Genomic DNA, 16,411 nt, shown 5'->3' on the forward strand with positions numbered 1-16,411 from the left:
ATTCAATCTCATAACGGTTCTTACTGATCTGATAAATATACTGTTAGAAAGAATAGAGCGAATTTGAATCCGATACAAAGACATATGCTCCGTTTCCTGCATCGGAATAAGTACTTAGCACTTCCGACTCTACATCCGCACCAAGCCCCATCGAATACAACAAAATATTTCCGTTCTCACAGGCGGAAGTGATCTTCTGAAGTTGCTCCTCTGAAGGGATACTATCCTGTCCATCCGACATGATCACCGCGATATTCAAGGCATCTTTTTCTTTTGCCAGCATCGAAAGTGTATATTCGACTCCGCTGTATATATTGGTTCCGCTGTCAGAACGGAAAGACTCCACAGACTGCTCCAATTTCTCCCTGCTGCTTCCCGGCTCACAGACTCCTTCTAACACACCGCTTCCAAACGGAACAATCCCGATATTGACCTCATCCGCAAGCTTCCCTACAAATGTAGAAACTGCCTTCTTCAGATTCTCGATCTTCTCTCCTTCCATGCTGCCGGAATTATCGCAGCAAAGCGCAATATTTACTGTGTCATATTCCAGCTTCTTCACTTTATAATCAGGAATTTCTACCCCGCAATCAAGGATTTCCACATTTTCCCGGAACTTCTCTTCGGTGTCTGCAATCCCCTCCTCCAAAGAAACTACTGCCCGAACAGTTTCAAACTCCTTGGTATCAATTCCCGAAATACTTACAGATGCCGCCTTCTGATTCACAGTATCTGTGACATATTGTGTGAAATCTTCCTGCCTCTCTTCTTTGTTTTCCTGAAAAGTTTCTTCCTTCTGTCCATCTATATCCTGAGAATTATCTGCGATCGGAACGATATGATCAACGGTAAGTTTCGCATAGGTATCAATTTCTTTCAGCTGTTCTTTATCTTCTTTCTCTGATAAAATCCGATTCAGTTCTCCTGCCGGACCACGATAAGCATCATCCTCACTCCTTGCCACAGTATCGAGCGCTTTATCCAGACAGGAATTCGCACTTGTCTGATCTCCGCTCTCGTAGGCAAGCCTTGATGCCTGCATATAAAGCTTTGACGGTTCTTTCTCTTCTTCCTTCCCCGCTGCCTCTAAAAGTCTGTCACGCATCCAGAAATCATATGCATCTTCACTGTCATCAGATGCTTTCTCTAACTGCTTCAGCGTCTGATCGATCAGTTTCTTGTCTTCCCCGGTATACCTGTATCCCTTTTTCTGCTTATTTACCCAGGAAAGTGCCTGCTTGGCCTGCTCTGTCTTTGCCTGCAATTCTTCATTTTTACGGAGCATGGATGTGCTGATCAGTCCCTGACGATACAATTCAGAAAATACAAGCAGCTGACTGCTGTCCTCCCAGGCATTCATCTCCTGCGCAATCTCCCCATAATTTTCCTCTTGGATCTGTCCTTGCATTTTGGCAAGCTTCATCTCCCGGAGTTTCCATATCTCTCCATCCGAGACGTCTGCTTTCTTTTCTTTCTCTTCCCCATCATATTCTTTCTGTACTGCAAGATAATAGGAAACTGCATCCTCTGTCCCCGTCTGCTTTTCTGCACAGGAAGATGCCGCTTCCTTCAAAAGCGATTTTGCCTCCTCTCTCTTATCCTCATCAGCTTCCTTCTTCGCCCTCTCTATCACTTCTAGCTCTTCTTTCAGCTCATTTCTTCCAGCTGCCTTTGACTTTCTGTCAAGCAGCATCCGGTACAAGCCTTCCGCACCGTCATAGTTTTCCTGCAATCCATAAAGCCTTGCCCGCGCAAGCAGATAGGCATCATCATATACCCCCGAAGAGAGATAATTTTCCAGAAAAATTTCTGCCTCCTCATATGCCTCTTCTTCCATAAATCCATAAGCAAGTCCAATATAGACGTCCTCCAATTGCTCTGCTGATACTGTTTTCTCATCCTCTTTCCGTTCACTGCCCGTGAAAATAAATACCCCGGCAAGCGCTGTCGTAATTCCAAGCAGAACAAAAACAGCACTCCACACCAGCCTCTGCTTCCTGTGAACTACTATCAACAGACATACGATCACTAGCGCTGCAAGCATTCCCACGATCATCTGCAATCCCGTACCCATAATCCCCCTCCTTCTCATTTGTACACTGTCTCACTTTGTTTCCTCTTCTATATACGAAATTTCTCTCACCGTTTGACAGAAATAAAGTCTATCTTTATTATAACAGTTTCATTTTCTGACGTCATTATTTTTCTATGTAGGAAACAGACAAATTCATGCCGTGACCAAAAGGGGGATCCACAAATTTAAGAAGCAGGAAACCTTGCGATCCCCTGCCTCTTCATCTGTGAATATACATTCTGATCTGTTCAGGATCTTCCTCGCCCTGAACCATACAGAAAAATTCCCATCCATATTTTTCATAAAAATCTGTAAGATCCGTGATCAGATAGAGTGGTGTGATCCCTTTCCTCTTCATATCTGCTACAACTGTATGCAGTAAATGTCCTGCGATTCCTTGCCCTCGATATTCTTTTTCGGTATATACTGCACATACATTCGGTGTAAGGTCTTTTCTGTTATGAAAATCATTTACAATCACCCCAAGACCTCCCACAATATTGTCCCCATCCAAGCACAAATACCAGCCATATTCTGTCTCATGACAAAGATAAGCTTCCATACATTCCAGATATGCTTCTTTTGGTACCCCCCCATTTATCATGAAACCAGATCGCCGCCTGCTCCTTCAATTGAGGCTTCTGCCTCAAGGTAATATAAGTGTATTCCTTCATTTTTCTCCTCACTTTCCATTTATCTTCGAACATAAACCAAATCTGTCATCCCGTTATATGTTTGTGTTTTTATCAGCTTTAGTTTTAATTCTCTGCCTGCAAGGTTGTCAAAAAGCCGGATGCCAGAGCCAAGGATTGTTGGAATGATTGTAATATAGTAACAATCAATCAGATCTTCCTTTACCATTTGCTGAATGAGATTTGCACCTCCACAGATCCAGATATCTCTTCCGTCTTTCTCCCTTAAACTAGTGATCAGATCAGCTGGATCCCTGTCGATAAATTGAACATTTTTTGTAGATTTATGTTCTTTGTGTGTGAACACATAGGTTTTCAAATTATGATAAATCCATTCTTCCGGAGAAAGCTCCGTGACAATTTGATGATACGTCTTCCATCCCATCAGAACGGTATCAATATCTTTTATGAATGCAGAGTAGACATCAACATCCTCACTTTCTTCTCCTTGTCCACCCAACCAGTCTACACCGCCTTCGCTGTCAGCAATGTACCCATCCAGACTCATTGCGATAAATAAATTCACTTTTCTCATAACACTGTCCTCCAACTTCTGCTTTATCTGTCTGCTCATTTCACTTCTGTTTTCTATGCCGAAAATAATTTATCTTTTCTTTTTCGGCTTCGGTGCTGGTAATTCATCATACATAACGTGAAACAGACCTGTTAAAAACTCCTTACTGTCAACTTCTTCGACCAACAGCATCTCTTTCGCTCCATCATAAGGCAATTCATATGAATTTCTTGTGTACTTCCACGCTCTTCGTAAGACTGAAATTTTCTGTAATTTATTATATTTATTTCATTATTATATTTGATTATCTCATGCGATTGTTTTCTCCCCAAACACATAGCTGATCTAATACTTCCATGAGAGATTTTCCCCTTTCGCTCAGACTATACTCAACCTTTGGGGGAATCTGAGGATATTCCTTGCGTATAATGAGCTGGTCCTTTTCCAACTCTTTCAGATTTGTTGCAAGAGTTTTATCAGAAATTTTGTTAAGATACCTGCGAAGCTCATTAAATCTAACCACTTCAAATTCCATCAGACAATATAGTATTACCATTTTATGCTTACCAGAGATTAACGACAAAGTGTAACTAAAACCCGTATCTTCAAAATTTGCGTTCTCAATATAAGATTTTATCATATTACTTTCTCCCAAGATAGTACCTATCAAAAAAGATGGTACTTGTATTTCCTCGTGTGTTTTTCTATAATTATATGTAAGAACACAAAGGATGTCAATACAAACTGAAAAGTGAGGGATTTCGTATGAGAAAAATATTAAAACAAACCGAGGGAATTTTTCCGATGCCGGTGTTGATGGTTGCCACATATAACGAAGATGGAAGCATCAATGTGATGAATGCCGCTTGGGGAACTATGCAGGCTCGTGATAATGTCGTACTTCAACTGACTGAGTCTCACAAAACCGTCCAAAACATCAAGGAACGAAAAGCTTTTACAGTCAGCATCGCAGATGCAGCTCATGTTGTTGAAGCTGACTATTTTGGTCTAGTATCAGGAAATCATGAAAGCAAGAAATTTGAGAACAGCGGTATGACAACTACAAAATCTGAGACTGTTGACGCTCCTGTTATCAACGAGTTTCCTATCTGCATGGAGTGTGAATTTATTGAATATCAGACTAATACTTATGGCTGTGGTGTAATCGGTAAGGTAGTTCGCATTACGGCAGATGAAAGTGTCATGAACGGCGATACTATTGATATGTCACTGGTAAATGCCATTGCTTTTGACCCTTATACACATGGATACTACAAAGTAATGGAAAGAGTTGGCGAAGCATTTAAGGATGGACTTCAATTAAAACGATAGTCGCCAAATACTGAAAGCAGGTCTCTTGAATAAATGACCTGCTTTCAGACTTATTTATGTATTATCAATTCTACAACTTCAAATTTTCCTATTTCTTTATCATCTTTCTAAACTAGGATTTTACTTCTCCAACAATTTCAAAAAACGCTTATCATTCATCTGTTCATTCGTAATATAGTTTCCATCTAAAAATAATGCATATGTTGTGATTGGCGTCGGAGCATTTTGTGCTTCCTCTTTACTCTGCAAGTGAATTGCTTTGAATTGTATTGCTTTTTCTTTTGCAATCCCCTCAATTGCAGGAACATACTTCGCATTAAACGGACATTGACTTGTATAATACAAAACATACCCCATTTCATCAGTATGAGGATGTTTCGCACATTCTTTGAATTGTGGCAATGTGGCATTTTCTACAAACGGTAAATACCATAATTGAATACCGTTATCAGCTTCATCACAAACTCGAAATCCTTTATACTTCAGAAATTTAGGGTCAGCTAAAAATGGTTTCTTCTTTGCCGTTGCTAAAATACACAATCCTTTTTTCCCTTTGTTTTTACTGTCCTCCATACAAGCATTTAATAAATCTGATGAATAACCATTCCCTTTAAACGAACCCGCAACCCACAAACAATCAATATACATATATCCATCTGCTGAAATCGGATTCCATGCATTTTCAGCAGGGATATATTCAATAAAACACTTTCCTCTTTCTGTACTTTTGAGAAAAACTAAACCATCTTCAAACCGTTCTGACAACCATGCTTTTTTTGAAGATACTTGAATATCATTGTTATTAGAAATGGCACAACATATATGCTCTTTTTCAATATTTTCGTTCGTAACCTTAATATATTCCATTATATAAAACCTCCGTGAAATTCAAAATTTTTCTTACTCTAATCATATTCCTAATATTGTAAAACAGTCATATTCTTTAAATACTTCTTGAAGCCATTCATCCGCTTCAAAATAGATTTCTCGAACAGTAGTGCTTTTTAATTCTATAAATTGTCCAATTGCCTTCCACTCTACATTTGATATTTCTGTTTCACCAAATGGATTATAGGAAGGAACCACCTTTAATATGGCATCAATAAACTCTTCGTTTTGAAAAACTATATCATCATGTAACAATATAGAATCTGTTTTCCAAAAAGATTCCCCGTCCCATTTTCCTTTATAGAATTCATAATAGCACGTACCTTTTCTATCTTTATCTTTTATAAAATATTTCACGTTGTTTTCCTCAAAAACTTTAAATCTTTACATCATTCGAATCACTATACTAGGTTAAAAAATCCATCATCCAACTATGTTCAGCAACACTTTCCTGACGTCCTTTCGATGTATAACAATGTCTGGTCGTATCTTTCAATCTCTCTACTACAGCCAATGCCTGCAACAATTCTTTCCTTACATCTTAATTTCTCCTTCAAATCCTGATTTCCTATTTTTATCATCTTTTTAAATTAGAATTTGATAAGCTCCTCTAAGAGATTATGTTTCAATTTTCTTCTATGTATTTCACTACTCTATCTATATTTCCGCTTTCATATTCATCATGTGTCAATTCGAAACACTCATCCTTATTAACATTGCTATAGTCTATATACCTAGCAATATCTTCCGGAATTAAAAACAAGTTTACTCCTTCTCGTTTCAGCGATTGTAAATCTCCATGATTGACATCAACAATTACTTCCGCTTCCCAACTTTTCGCTTCAATCACAGACTGTAAATTCTCTTTTAATACAGTACTTCTCTTTTTCTTTAAAATGTTAAAATGCCCATCATGCCCAATCTGTGAATTTCTCCCATTCGTTACATATGGTACAATAGCTATTTTTTTTATCATTAACTTGTCCTCCTTTTCCACTTCTTATAACTTTTAATTTATACCAACAACTTCAGATTTGTTGCTTACATTATACTCTACCAACCTAAAGAATGGAAGATGTTTTCCTGCTCCCTAAAGCAAAAGCACCTGTCATTTTCAAAACGAAAACAGCAAGTGCCTTAGAGTTCCATATCCTGTTTTTTGCTTTTTCCCGGAATTGTCCGGCTGACTTCACGCTCTGCCATTACTTTCTTTTTGCGGCTCAACTGCTCTATAATGGAACTTTTGGCTTTCTTCTTAATTTGCTCCGTTCCGGCTTTTTTGACCTCCGGTTTCATCAGCGTGGTTTGGATTTTCTGAATGGTTGATTTCATAGCATTTGTGATTCTGGCAATCACGCCCTCCAATCGTTTCACTGCATACTCAACTTCTTTCTTTGAAGCCTTACGCTCAGGGGAGAGAACCCACGACTTAGACTGCTCCACCAGCTTAATATCCTCCTTGTACGTTTCCAGTTTCACAGTATCAGCAACGATCTCAACCGCCTTGTCATAAGCAATATCGGCAACCTCGTCCACCAGAGCTTCCACATCTTCAATCTTCATCGTGAGTTCTTCCAGCTTTTGCTCCTGTGCTGCCAGTTGCTCCTTTTGCTTGAAAATAATGTAGTCCTGTTTTTCCAGATAAGCACGACCACCATATTCCGGTTCTTCTTCCAGTTGCAATCCATGCTTTTTCGCCACATCAAACAGCAGCACTCGGCAAGCTGAATCGAAAGTCACCTTGCGGTTGTTTTTTCTTCCGACTGGCTTCTCCGGTTCCGGCAGTTCAAACTCCAGTGCTTCCAAAGCCTTTTCCTGTTGTGGGGCAATCTCCCCATATTGATTTTCACAGTCGAACACATGACGCTCATGAATATGAGGTGTACTTTCATCCAAGTGCAGCGCCCAATTCAGGATATGGACATGAAAGCCGAAACGCTCATTTACGATTTCCATAAATTCTGTGACAATCTCAATGAGCAGTTCCGGCGGAACATGATTGTCAAGCGTTCCAATCTGATAGACCGTTTCCTCTGGACAGCTCATTTTCCTTTTCGGGATTTTTGAAATTGCGGAAGCCATTGTAACAGTCCCAATAGAGATTTTGTTTGGCTCGTTCTTCATCAATGTGTTCGCTATTGGCAATGTCAAAACTGTGGTCATTGTGCTTCGGATTATAAACGCCATTCTTTCCGGCTCGCCCATTGTGTCTTGTTAATTTCACATGAGTTCCTCCTTTTCTTTTTGATTTCCCCGACAGGGGAGAAGGGCAGCGAAGCTGATTCCTTGCAGCTTTCTGCGTCAAGTAATATACCCAGTATTAAGTGGCGAAACGCCATTTAACTGGGCAAGGTTGCCGCCCTTAACCTGCACAGGGGTATTGCATTCCCTGTACCCATGCACAAAGGGTTGCACCCTCTGTACTCCCGCCCGAACAAACTGACTTCGCCCCGTCCCAAGCTACGTCAGTTCCTTCGGTTTTTCAAAACAGTCCACCGGACTATTTTGCAAAAAGAAAAACCGACGCATGATCGTTTTACACTCAATACATCGGTTTCTTCATCTGACCTTAACGGTCATATTCAATTGTGGCAGATTACTGATTACTGATTACTGATTACTGATTACTGATTATTGCTTTGCATCGCTTAGATAATCGGTTTTCCCTCTTTTTCCATTCGTTTTATGAAGTTATCAAAGTGGTCTGTCATACCATCAACAAAAAATGCTTTTTTCTTTCTCTCATTAACATACACATTCAAACCACCGCGTTTCATTTTACAATATGATATGTTTGATATTTTCCAATGTCTTCTAAAAATAAACATTTTAATAACCGTGATATTATCTTCTTCAACTTTTATCTCCCACACTCCTTTTAATGGAGCAATCATACCACAAAAAGTAACTCCAAACCAAATAATAGAAAATGGGATAATGATCATCAAATATCTTTTAGAACAAAAATTTTCAGGTTCACTCCAAAAGCCCCAAATAAAGACAACAAGTACAAACAAAGCACCTATTGCACATATAAATGATACATCTGATACTGTTCGAATAGAGAAATTATTTAAAGATTTTGTTGTTTTATGATTTCTTTTTTGCATTATATCTAAAACAAATAAGATAATATATGCGGCTAGAATTGTGCCTATATATTTCATGGCTTACCTCCAAAACTTCAAATTTATAATTGGATCAGCACAAATAGTAACACACTTAAAACCAGTATGATCAGACCCGTTACAATAAATACAGCAGATATCGTGCTTCCCAGAACAGGTCTGTCAACATAACATCTTTTAGGATTGTTGGGATTATAGTAAACGGACATCTTGCTGCCAATAGACCACAGCTGTTCTGCTAATTCACGCAAGTTTGCAATCGCTCCCGTTTTTATATGCAGCCAGCCTTTTTCATCTTCATAGACGCCTGATGCTACATGTACGGATAGTCCAGATATCCGCTTTGTCAATATCCCACGAAATTTTTTCTTTGCTGTGTAACGATTTCCATCCACAACATATTCCACAATCGGATTCATACTTCCGCCACCCGGAAACTGATATTGCACAACAGCGCCTTCTATCTTTTTCGTACACTGCTTCATTTGTTTCTTTGTTACGATAGTTATCATCACTCCAAAGAAAATGAAAAGTACTCCTACCCCTCCAACCACTAGAAATCCTAACCATGCAATTTGCATTTTTGACATGATATCCGCCCTTTCCATAACCGATAAATCAAATAAACAACGAGTGGAATTGCCCCGACTGCCCCGGCAAGTGTGTAAATAGGCCAGGTAAGAAACCCAATAATAATTTTAGGAGCAGCTGAAGTCAGCCACTTTTTAGCGATATGAGAGAAAAATATCACCCCCGCAGGTATCCCGGAAAAAAGCATTCCAAACGAAATGATGCTCCGAGGAAATCCGATCGGTTCCGGAACCGGCATGTCTTGACTTGCCCAAAATGCAATATATTCGGGATCACTGACTTGTTTCATCTGCGTAACTGCCACAAAATAGCCGATCACGCACCCTAAAATCAAAAATGTGAAAATATATAAAATCTGTTTTTGCTCTTTTTTCATACTGGATATCCTTTCCTTTTTCTTACCAATACCGGTAAACCGGCATTTTACTCAGGTACATCTATGGAATAACTCAGGCAGTCGCCTCTCTTATCGCTTTTTAGATCATTGTAATACCACATATAGGTTACTCTGCCATATTCATCAATTTCAATGACACCGTCCGGCTTTTGTCCTTCGATTTCTAATGTATAGATTTCTTTTTCATGCGCATATCCAAACACAAAACGAGTATCCGGATAGTTTGGATTTAAGTCTTGTTGAAAATCACTCAATGTTAAAATAGAATGAAGAAACTTATGAAAATCTGAGCTATATCTACTGTCCGGCTTCGCAGTAGCTTGTGTGGAAGTGATAAACGCATAGCGTGTATTTCCATTTTGTAGTTGCTTTTTTAAGCGTGCGAATACGAATCCCTGCACCGGATCATCATTTGTTCCTGCCCGATAAAAAATCGTATCATACTGCTCACCATTCCATATATGAAAAGTTTCATCCACATGATTAAGAAAATCATCCGGAACAGAAAGTTCCTCATTTTCTGCTTTGAGAGGAGAATGTAAAATAGCTTTTTCGATAGAGTCGTAATAGGTAAGCTCTGAATCATTTTTATCATAATCACTCATCGTAAATGCTACATACTCATTATCTTTATTTTCCTCCTCTGGAATATAAGTATAACGACCATTTTCAATGTGGTCATCATATTCAAAATCAACAAATAATCCAATACCTATCAGAACTACAAAAATCAGAAAAACGATTCCAATAAGAATAAACAATATTTTCAAAAATTTTTTCATGGCATATCACTTCCTTGTCCTACTGTTTTTTATATTTCTTCTCGATAAACAAGCTATAAATTACCATAAATACTATCGTTTCAATCATTACACCAAATACTGACAGCAAAATATATGGAGTATTTTGAGCACTTAATAAAGGTATTCCTAACACAACAAAAAGCATTCCATAGAAAATAAACAATTTACCCAGTGCATGATTATATCCCTTTATATCTCTCACTGGAAAAGCCTTCATGTTCGCCCAAAAAGCAACCGCCTTTTTTGAAAAATAAGCACATACTCCTATGCCAATCAGAATACAACCAACGATTGCCCATACTATAAATCCTATCATTCGTCCGCCCATATCATATCCTCGATTTCACAAATTTAAGTTCATCTCTCCATATTACTGGAATCTATTTATGCTTTACTCTACTGATAAGTTCTTCAGCAATAGCGCTAAAAAACATACAAATACCACACACTACTCCCATATAAATTTCTATTGTTTTGCCAATGTACTTCGTTCCTGATTTTGTCAGTTCATAAATAGGTATTCCAAATATTTTAACAGGCAATGTATCTACACTTGTGCTATATACATTAATGTCCCCAAAATAAATTGCGACACTCATCAATATTATTGCGACCACAAATCCAATTACCAACACAACTATGATTTTTATTTTTTCTTCATTTATTTTTACCTCATCAGATTCTAATTTAAAATATCAGCACTTGGAAATCTTCTTCATAGTATCTTTTCTAATTTCTTCTCTCAAATCAGACAAGTATTTGGAAAAGCCCACTCTGTCATCCGCATAGGTTAAATTTAATTCAAACTCATTTTCAGACCATGTCGAAATATCAGAAAAATTATGTTGGATCAACGCCTCCAGGCTATCAATTGCTTTATAGATTTTGGCTTCGATTGTCTGCTTTTCTGCCATTTCCTTATACAAGTCTTTCATTTCCTTTTTAGTTGCTTCCGGCAATGTATCTATCCAGGCATTCAACAGATGTTCTTCTGTATCTTCATGTTCTTTTGTTTTTCTAAATGTAGGAATATCACCCGTAAAACATTCCCCTAAATCATGTATAATACACATTTGGATAATTTTATTTATATCGGCATCTGGAAATTCATTTTTCATAAAAAATGCCATGAGAGTCATCATCCAACTATGTTCAGCAACACTTTCCTGACGTCCTTTCGATGTATAACAATGTCTGGTCGTATCTTTCAATCTCTCTGCTACAGCCAATGTGTGCAATAATTCTTTTCCTTCCATCTTAATTCCTTCCTTTAAAATAAAAAAGTTATCTCTGAACAAAATATACTTTATCTTTATCATGTACACATCCATATAAAAAACGATTATTGTCTGGACTAATATTTAAGTCTTGCAATCAATTCTAAGATTAACTGCTTATATAAGGAACTAAAAAAACAAATATACCCAGCGCCATCAAAAATATACTCATAAAAAAATAACGTGGTAAAAATCGTTTCAAATAGGAAGCTCCATCTGTACTAATGTATATTTTCATCTGTTTCCCCATATATTTCCTTTTAAATCTTTTTAACTGTGTCTTTTCAAAAAATAGAAATATTGCCAATCTATTTAGTGGCTCGACTTTTATCTTTTTTCCCTCATGCTCTGTTATGAGATGAAATACCACCTCAGCTACTTTCGCTCTACCTACAACTTCTATATCATATACTTCTCCTATATATAAAGTTGAATGTATAAGCTTAAATACCGCAAAGGTAAATAGAATCCCTCCCATAAGAAATACACTCCCACACAAAATCACCCAAATAATTGTCCCCAAAAACATCATCAGCTCCATTCTTTACATAAATTTCAAACTCATTTATTTCTGTTATTTTAGATTGTTTTCTGTAATCTTTAAGCTGGCTCATCTTTATCTACTACTACCCACTCATTATTAATTTTTTCTATATAAAGTAAAACTGGACCATCTCCTGTATGATTGATTATTTCTCCCTCTCTGCCATAACGAGTCACCGTATAAGATAACCATACATGTCCTGTGTTTTTTGTTATTATAGTCGTAAGATGAGTTACTTTGCTTTTTTGTGATACTGGTTTCTCACTTCCCTGATTAAACCAGTAAAAATATTTTAATTCTCCTACTTCTTTAGTATCTTCTGAATTTCCCATATATGACAAAACTATTTCTATTTGTTTTGCTATTTGTTTTCCTATTAATTCTTCTTCGCTTGTACTTTTGTGGTCAATTTCTAAGTATAATTTTTCTCCATAAAATTCTTCTGCCCATTCATATTTTTCATACAATGAATTCTTTGACTTTACTTTAATGAATATAAACAATACATTTACTATGATAATGCAACCTGCAACCCCCAAATAAGCCCATCTATATTTTCTTTTCATCTACGCCTCTCCTTTTATTTAATATCACAATTACTCAAAAACTAAGATAAAATTCTCACCTTTACTTTTCACTGTTCTATAAACTGGGATTTTGCTTTCCTTACTCTTTGTCATCATCATTTTTTCTCTTCTTTTTTGAATCATAAAGAGTGCCTAAAAAAAGTCCGGCACCTACACCTATTGCAATTCCTGTACCAATATTATCATATACAGCACCTAAAGATGTACCAATAGCAACGCCAATACATATTCCCATCGTCAACCCATTATTGTTTTCATTAGATGTCTTTTTCATATAATCACCTCAAATTCTTCTTTGTCGATATTACTGTCAATGGTAAATAATTTTTGTCCTTTGACATAGACACGTATAGAACCTTTCTTTCTCTCACATTGCGTAATATCTTCAAAGTGAAAAACCTTTTTTCTCCCCAAAGTAGAATGCCATGTAATTTCATCTCCGTTCACTTCGAGTTTCCACATCATCATATCCACTGATCCAATGAAAGAAATCGTAAAAAAGATGCTAAAAGTAAGTGGCGAAAATAAATCATCTTGCTGAATAGCACTTGCTACCATAGCCCTCCCAAACAGAAATACAGCTATAACAAAATAGGAATGTATTTCATTTTATCCTGTCGTAACGGATCCTCTACCCTCACGTGAAAATACAGCCATGTCCATGTGCATAACCGCCAAAATAACCCATTCAAATTCTAATTCCGAATCTAATTTTTCGATTACATATACTGAATTGTTAGAATTTTTCAATCTTTGCAACACATTGACGCTCTATATCCTCTATTGTCCATAAATATTTTTTTAGAGGACGAATCAGATCTGTATTTGTTGTGTTTATTAGAAAACATTATCTGACTATTTGCTCTCTATTACATCCTCAATGATTTCAAAAGCTCCGTTCGCAAAATTTATTTTTCTCTTGTCTAATAGCTTTCCGTTTTGCGAAACAGATACGCAAGCTATATGTAATTGATCTTCCTTTGTTGGATCCGGGTTTCCCATTGAAGTTGTCCACTCTACATCAATATCTGATTTTGTGATACTTGTGTCAGATTCCACTTCATATTGCAATGGTTTGAAAAATGCTGAAGTGGATTTTGAAGTCACTATAATCACATTATCACTATTTTGATAGATTTCTACTGTATGATAGACAACATCTTTTTCATTTTCAACATAATCCTTATTCGGGGAAATTGTTTCCTCAAAGATTCGTTTGCCCTTGCCGATCACCCCTGAATCTTCTGATTCTTTGGAAGAACAAGCTGTTGTTCCCAACATACATAAAACTAGAAAAAATACCGCCAACATTACTTTGAAATATTTTTTTCTCATGATAGCTACTCTCTTTCTGCAAATTTTCATCTTCGTGTTGATGAAAATTGTTATTCTATACGAATATTGACTGGTTTCACTATAAGTTCCCCGGCACCTTCTACCTCGTACCATTTTCCTCGTTCTAGTTGAAGTGTTTCTGATACCCCAGATGTAATATAATCGATTTCATAAGTTTTCCCAGTTTCAACATCTGTAAATCTGACTTCTGTATCAACAGTACCATTTACTTTTACTCTTCCATTAACAGGTTGTATTTGCTCACTCTTTACTGTTTCGTTACCTGAAAGTGTAAAAGTATGCACTCTGATATAACTGTTATAACTTATCCCAACAATAATGATAGCAAGTGGAATCGCAATTCCCACTACTCGTTTCCATCTGTTTTTCATTGCAGCACACCTCCTCGTAAGAAAAAAGATGTTTTCAATAATCCATTTTGTTTCCTCAATACTGAGATGAGGTTCTTTTGCATATGGACGCAACATACTTCTTTGTGTAGTAATGCTGGAACTTTCGCCCTGTAATCCATCATCTCGGCTCAACCTAAGATAAAATGCAGTATTGTAAATCTGTTGTTTCATGTCAGTTATCCTGCTTTATAACTAACCATATTTACAATACCTGCTTGTAAGTAAAGTATAACATGGGTTATTTTTCACATTCAATCTATTTCTTACAACTGCACCGCTTTTATGCGATTGCCTTCTTTGTCTTCCTCTGTTTCCAATTCCACACTTGTTATTTTTCTTTTGAAATCAACTTAAAAACGGCGGAAAAATCTAAAAGATTTTCCCACCGCCGTGTCTGGAGCACTTCGCCTTTCTATTCATTTTTTATCTCTATCATCTTATTTAAAGCTGAATACTACAAAGAAAACTCCTTATCAAATAAAGTCTTACACTTTTCAATAGTATTTTGTAAATATTCATCTTGTAACATATAGTAAATATATTTTCCTTGTCTTTGACTTTTTACTATACCATTAGCTTTCAATATATTTAATTGGTGGGAGACTGCTGAATGAGACATCTCTAATTCTTCCGCTAATTCTCCAACACATCTTTTTGTTTTTAATTCAAGCACTATCCTTAGTCTTGTAAAATCTCCCAGCGTTTTGAAAAATTCCACCAATTGCAAGCAATCTTCTATAATAAGTTTTTTCATTTTCATCTAAATTATAAATTATGCACTCTTAATGCTCTAATAGCATTTAATATTGCAATAATCATGACACCAACATCTGCGAAAATAGCAAACCACATATTTGCAATACCTATTGCACCTAGTCCAAGACATGCAAATTTAATAACCAATGCAAAGATGATATTCTGATATACAATTCTAAGGCATTTTCTCGAAATCTTGATTGCTTTAGAAATTTTTAGTGGATCATCATCCATAAGAACTACATCAGCAGCTTCAATTGCCGCATCAGAACCCATTGCACCCATTGCAATTCCGATATCAGCACGAGTCAATACAGGTGCATCATTAATTCCATCTCCGACAAAGGCTAGTTTATCTTTCTCTGCTTTTGTGGAAAGCAGTTCTTCTACTTTTGACACTTTATCTGCTGGAAGTAATTCGCTGTATACTTCATCAATTCCAAGTGATTGTGCTACTTGGTCTGCCACACGTTTTGCGTCTCCTGTAAGCATTACTGTTTTTTCTACACCAGCTTTTTTCAATTCCGCAATAACTTCTTTTGAATGTGGTTTTAATATATCAGAAATTACGATATGTCCAGCATATTCTCCATCGATTGCCATGTGAATGATTGTTCCAACGCTATGGCAATCATAATAATCCACACCTATTTGTTTCATAAGTTTGCTGTTTCCAGCAGCCACCTCATGACCGTCTACTTTGGCAATAATTCCATGTCCGCTGATTTCCTTTATATCAGAAACTCTACTACGGTCTATCTCTTTCCCATAGGCTTTTTGCAAACTCTTACTGATTGGGTGAGAAGACGCACATTCTGCCAAAGCAGCATATTCCAAAAGTTTCTTTTCTTCCATCTCATTGTGATGAACAGCACTTACTTCAAATACACCTTGTGTCAAAGTTCCTGTTTTATCAAACACTACATACTTTGCCTGTGATAAAGTTTCCATATAGTTAGAACCTTTAATCAACACACCTTCTTTACTAGTATAACGAATATTAAATAATTGCTATATCAAACGGATGCCGCTTCCTCTTCACTGATTTCATCCATTTTATATTTCCAGTGATAAATCACA

The 16,411-nt window shown here is 36.8% G+C and carries 24 protein-coding genes and 3 pseudogenes; 1 reads left to right on the top strand and 26 read right to left on the bottom strand.

Annotated elements, in window-relative coordinates; translation table 11 throughout:
- Positions 1–43: 43 nt before the first annotated feature.
- The 5 genes and pseudogenes from EDD74_RS15355 to EDD74_RS06670 form a co-directional block, all read right to left on the bottom strand.
- Positions 44–2,074, bottom strand: a complete 2,031-nt coding sequence (locus EDD74_RS15355; protein WP_242990156.1) for a vWA domain-containing protein — start codon at positions 2,072–2,074, stop codon at positions 44–46.
- 220 nt (positions 2,075–2,294) lie between these two features.
- A pseudogene (locus tag EDD74_RS06655) lies at positions 2,295–2,748 on the bottom strand (GNAT family N-acetyltransferase).
- Positions 2,749–2,767: 19 nt separating this feature from the next.
- Entirely contained in the window at positions 2,768–3,301 is a 534-nt protein-coding gene (locus tag EDD74_RS06660) for a dihydrofolate reductase family protein (protein ID WP_008976070.1), read from the bottom strand.
- 69 nt (positions 3,302–3,370) lie between these two features.
- A pseudogene (locus EDD74_RS06665) lies at positions 3,371–3,502 on the bottom strand (TfoX/Sxy family protein); the annotation flags it as partial.
- Positions 3,503–3,584: 82 nt separating this feature from the next.
- Positions 3,585–3,920, bottom strand: coding sequence for a winged helix-turn-helix transcriptional regulator (locus tag EDD74_RS06670; protein ID WP_016440317.1), 336 nt, complete (start codon positions 3,918–3,920; stop codon positions 3,585–3,587).
- Positions 3,921–4,045: 125 nt separating this feature from the next.
- On the opposite strand from EDD74_RS06670, the gene EDD74_RS06675 reads away from it, so the two are divergent.
- On the top strand, positions 4,046–4,612 hold the full coding sequence (locus EDD74_RS06675) for a flavin reductase family protein (protein ID WP_016440316.1): 567 nt from the start codon (positions 4,046–4,048) through the stop codon (positions 4,610–4,612).
- 120 nt (positions 4,613–4,732) lie between these two features.
- Here EDD74_RS06675 and EDD74_RS06680 read toward each other — a convergent pair whose 3' ends face one another.
- The 21 genes and pseudogenes from EDD74_RS06680 to EDD74_RS06780 all read right to left on the bottom strand — a co-directional run.
- Positions 4,733–5,479 carry an N-acetyltransferase gene (locus EDD74_RS06680; RefSeq protein WP_116441890.1) on the bottom strand — a complete coding sequence of 249 codons (747 nt, stop codon included), beginning with the start codon at positions 5,477–5,479 and terminating at the stop codon, positions 4,733–4,735.
- A 42-nt stretch (positions 5,480–5,521) separates the two neighbouring features.
- A complete protein-coding gene (locus tag EDD74_RS06685) occupies positions 5,522–5,857 on the bottom strand; it encodes a hypothetical protein (RefSeq protein ID WP_116441889.1) in 336 nt (111 codons plus the stop codon).
- Positions 5,858–5,906: 49 nt separating this feature from the next.
- A complete protein-coding gene (locus tag EDD74_RS15625) occupies positions 5,907–6,026 on the bottom strand; it encodes an HD domain-containing protein (RefSeq protein WP_081637467.1) in 120 nt (39 codons plus the stop codon).
- 99 nt (positions 6,027–6,125) lie between these two features.
- The gene (locus tag EDD74_RS06695) at positions 6,126–6,476 is read right to left on the bottom strand and encodes a hypothetical protein (RefSeq protein ID WP_116441888.1); all 351 of its coding nucleotides are present in this window, start codon (positions 6,474–6,476) and stop codon (positions 6,126–6,128) included.
- Between the two features lie 161 nt (positions 6,477–6,637).
- On the bottom strand, positions 6,638–7,546 hold the full coding sequence (locus EDD74_RS06700; RefSeq protein WP_242990154.1) for a plasmid recombination protein: 909 nt from the start codon (positions 7,544–7,546) through the stop codon (positions 6,638–6,640).
- Positions 7,503–7,724, bottom strand: a complete 222-nt coding sequence (locus EDD74_RS15725; RefSeq protein WP_174704852.1) for a hypothetical protein — start codon at positions 7,722–7,724, stop codon at positions 7,503–7,505. Before EDD74_RS15725 ends, EDD74_RS06700 begins: the two co-directional genes overlap by 44 nt.
- Before the next feature lie 424 nt (positions 7,725–8,148).
- Positions 8,149–8,667, bottom strand: coding sequence for a DUF6560 family protein (locus EDD74_RS06710; RefSeq protein WP_016440306.1), 519 nt, complete (start codon positions 8,665–8,667; stop codon positions 8,149–8,151).
- A 23-nt stretch (positions 8,668–8,690) separates the two neighbouring features.
- Entirely contained in the window at positions 8,691–9,218 is a 528-nt protein-coding gene (locus EDD74_RS06715) for a DUF3592 domain-containing protein (RefSeq protein WP_116441887.1), read from the bottom strand.
- Complete coding sequence (locus EDD74_RS06720) at positions 9,191–9,595, bottom strand: hypothetical protein (RefSeq protein WP_116441886.1); 405 nt, start codon at positions 9,593–9,595, stop codon at positions 9,191–9,193. Before EDD74_RS06720 ends, EDD74_RS06715 begins: the two co-directional genes overlap by 28 nt.
- 47 nt (positions 9,596–9,642) lie before the next feature.
- Positions 9,643–10,398, bottom strand: coding sequence for an Asp23/Gls24 family envelope stress response protein (locus EDD74_RS06725; protein WP_116441885.1), 756 nt, complete (start codon positions 10,396–10,398; stop codon positions 9,643–9,645).
- Between the two features lie 19 nt (positions 10,399–10,417).
- Positions 10,418–10,747 (bottom strand): hypothetical protein, encoded by a 330-nt coding sequence (locus EDD74_RS06730; protein ID WP_016440302.1) that lies wholly within the window; start codon positions 10,745–10,747, stop codon positions 10,418–10,420.
- A 52-nt stretch (positions 10,748–10,799) separates the two neighbouring features.
- Positions 10,800–11,084 (bottom strand): DUF5963 family protein, encoded by a 285-nt coding sequence (locus EDD74_RS06735; protein ID WP_165851633.1) that lies wholly within the window; start codon positions 11,082–11,084, stop codon positions 10,800–10,802.
- Positions 11,085–11,114: 30 nt separating this feature from the next.
- Positions 11,115–11,675 carry an HD domain-containing protein gene (locus tag EDD74_RS06740; RefSeq protein WP_116442497.1) on the bottom strand — a complete coding sequence of 187 codons (561 nt, stop codon included), beginning with the start codon at positions 11,673–11,675 and terminating at the stop codon, positions 11,115–11,117.
- A 130-nt stretch (positions 11,676–11,805) separates the two neighbouring features.
- Complete coding sequence (locus tag EDD74_RS06745) at positions 11,806–12,174, bottom strand: hypothetical protein (protein ID WP_132038440.1); 369 nt, start codon at positions 12,172–12,174, stop codon at positions 11,806–11,808.
- Between the two features lie 122 nt (positions 12,175–12,296).
- Positions 12,297–12,806 (bottom strand): hypothetical protein, encoded by a 510-nt coding sequence (locus EDD74_RS06750; RefSeq protein WP_116441882.1) that lies wholly within the window; start codon positions 12,804–12,806, stop codon positions 12,297–12,299.
- A 100-nt stretch (positions 12,807–12,906) separates the two neighbouring features.
- Positions 12,907–13,101 (bottom strand): glycine zipper domain-containing protein, encoded by a 195-nt coding sequence (locus EDD74_RS06755; protein WP_016440297.1) that lies wholly within the window; start codon positions 13,099–13,101, stop codon positions 12,907–12,909.
- Complete coding sequence (locus EDD74_RS06760; protein ID WP_116441881.1) at positions 13,098–13,430, bottom strand: DUF6560 family protein; 333 nt, start codon at positions 13,428–13,430, stop codon at positions 13,098–13,100. Before EDD74_RS06760 ends, EDD74_RS06755 begins: the two co-directional genes overlap by 4 nt.
- Before the next feature lie 252 nt (positions 13,431–13,682).
- The gene (locus tag EDD74_RS06765; RefSeq protein WP_116441880.1) at positions 13,683–14,162 is read right to left on the bottom strand and encodes a hypothetical protein; all 480 of its coding nucleotides are present in this window, start codon (positions 14,160–14,162) and stop codon (positions 13,683–13,685) included.
- Positions 14,163–14,212: 50 nt separating this feature from the next.
- Positions 14,213–14,746: a recombinase family protein gene (locus tag EDD74_RS06770; protein WP_116441879.1), complete on the bottom strand. Its 534-nt coding sequence runs from the start codon at positions 14,744–14,746 to the stop codon at positions 14,213–14,215.
- 283 nt (positions 14,747–15,029) lie between these two features.
- The gene (locus tag EDD74_RS06775; RefSeq protein ID WP_242990152.1) at positions 15,030–15,329 is read right to left on the bottom strand and encodes an ArsR/SmtB family transcription factor; all 300 of its coding nucleotides are present in this window, start codon (positions 15,327–15,329) and stop codon (positions 15,030–15,032) included.
- Positions 15,330–15,340: 11 nt separating this feature from the next.
- Positions 15,341–16,318: pseudogene (locus EDD74_RS06780) on the bottom strand (HAD-IC family P-type ATPase); the annotation flags it as partial.
- Between the last annotated feature and the right edge of the window lie 93 nt (positions 16,319–16,411).

It is taken from the genome of Faecalimonas umbilicata (assembly GCF_004346095.1).
Taxonomy (GTDB): Bacteria; Bacillota; Clostridia; order Lachnospirales; family Lachnospiraceae; genus Faecalimonas; species Faecalimonas umbilicata.

Coding starts and splice junctions, on each gene's coding strand:
- EDD74_RS06695 (WP_116441888.1), bottom strand. CDS start 6,476: ATGATAAAAAAAATAGCTATTGTACCATATGTAACGAATGGGAGAAAT.
- EDD74_RS06775 (WP_242990152.1), bottom strand. CDS start 15,329: ATGAAAAAACTTATTATAGAAGATTGCTTGCAATTGGTGGAATTTTTC.
- EDD74_RS06720 (WP_116441886.1), bottom strand. CDS start 9,595: ATGAAAAAAGAGCAAAAACAGATTTTATATATTTTCACATTTTTGATT.
- EDD74_RS06740 (WP_116442497.1), bottom strand. CDS start 11,675: ATGGAAGGAAAAGAATTATTGCACACATTGGCTGTAGCAGAGAGATTG.
- EDD74_RS06745 (WP_132038440.1), bottom strand. CDS start 12,174: ATGGGAGGGATTCTATTTACCTTTGCGGTATTTAAGCTTATACATTCA.
- EDD74_RS06770 (WP_116441879.1), bottom strand. CDS start 14,746: ATGAAACAACAGATTTACAATACTGCATTTTATCTTAGGTTGAGCCGA.
- EDD74_RS06725 (WP_116441885.1), bottom strand. CDS start 10,398: ATGAAAAAATTTTTGAAAATATTGTTTATTCTTATTGGAATCGTTTTT.
- EDD74_RS15355 (WP_242990156.1), bottom strand. CDS start 2,074: ATGGGTACGGGATTGCAGATGATCGTGGGAATGCTTGCAGCGCTAGTG.
- EDD74_RS06680 (WP_116441890.1), bottom strand. CDS start 5,479: ATGGAATATATTAAGGTTACGAACGAAAATATTGAAAAAGAGCATATA.
- EDD74_RS06765 (WP_116441880.1), bottom strand. CDS start 14,162: ATGAGAAAAAAATATTTCAAAGTAATGTTGGCGGTATTTTTTCTAGTT.
- EDD74_RS06660 (WP_008976070.1), bottom strand. CDS start 3,301: ATGAGAAAAGTGAATTTATTTATCGCAATGAGTCTGGATGGGTACATT.
- EDD74_RS06730 (WP_016440302.1), bottom strand. CDS start 10,747: ATGGGCGGACGAATGATAGGATTTATAGTATGGGCAATCGTTGGTTGT.
- EDD74_RS06710 (WP_016440306.1), bottom strand. CDS start 8,667: ATGAAATATATAGGCACAATTCTAGCCGCATATATTATCTTATTTGTT.
- EDD74_RS06715 (WP_116441887.1), bottom strand. CDS start 9,218: ATGTCAAAAATGCAAATTGCATGGTTAGGATTTCTAGTGGTTGGAGGG.
- EDD74_RS06675 (WP_016440316.1), top strand. CDS start 4,046: ATGAGAAAAATATTAAAACAAACCGAGGGAATTTTTCCGATGCCGGTG.
- EDD74_RS06670 (WP_016440317.1), bottom strand. CDS start 3,920: ATGATAAAATCTTATATTGAGAACGCAAATTTTGAAGATACGGGTTTT.
- EDD74_RS06750 (WP_116441882.1), bottom strand. CDS start 12,806: ATGAAAAGAAAATATAGATGGGCTTATTTGGGGGTTGCAGGTTGCATT.
- EDD74_RS06755 (WP_016440297.1), bottom strand. CDS start 13,101: ATGAAAAAGACATCTAATGAAAACAATAATGGGTTGACGATGGGAATA.
- EDD74_RS06700 (WP_242990154.1), bottom strand. CDS start 7,546: ATGAGCTGTCCAGAGGAAACGGTCTATCAGATTGGAACGCTTGACAAT.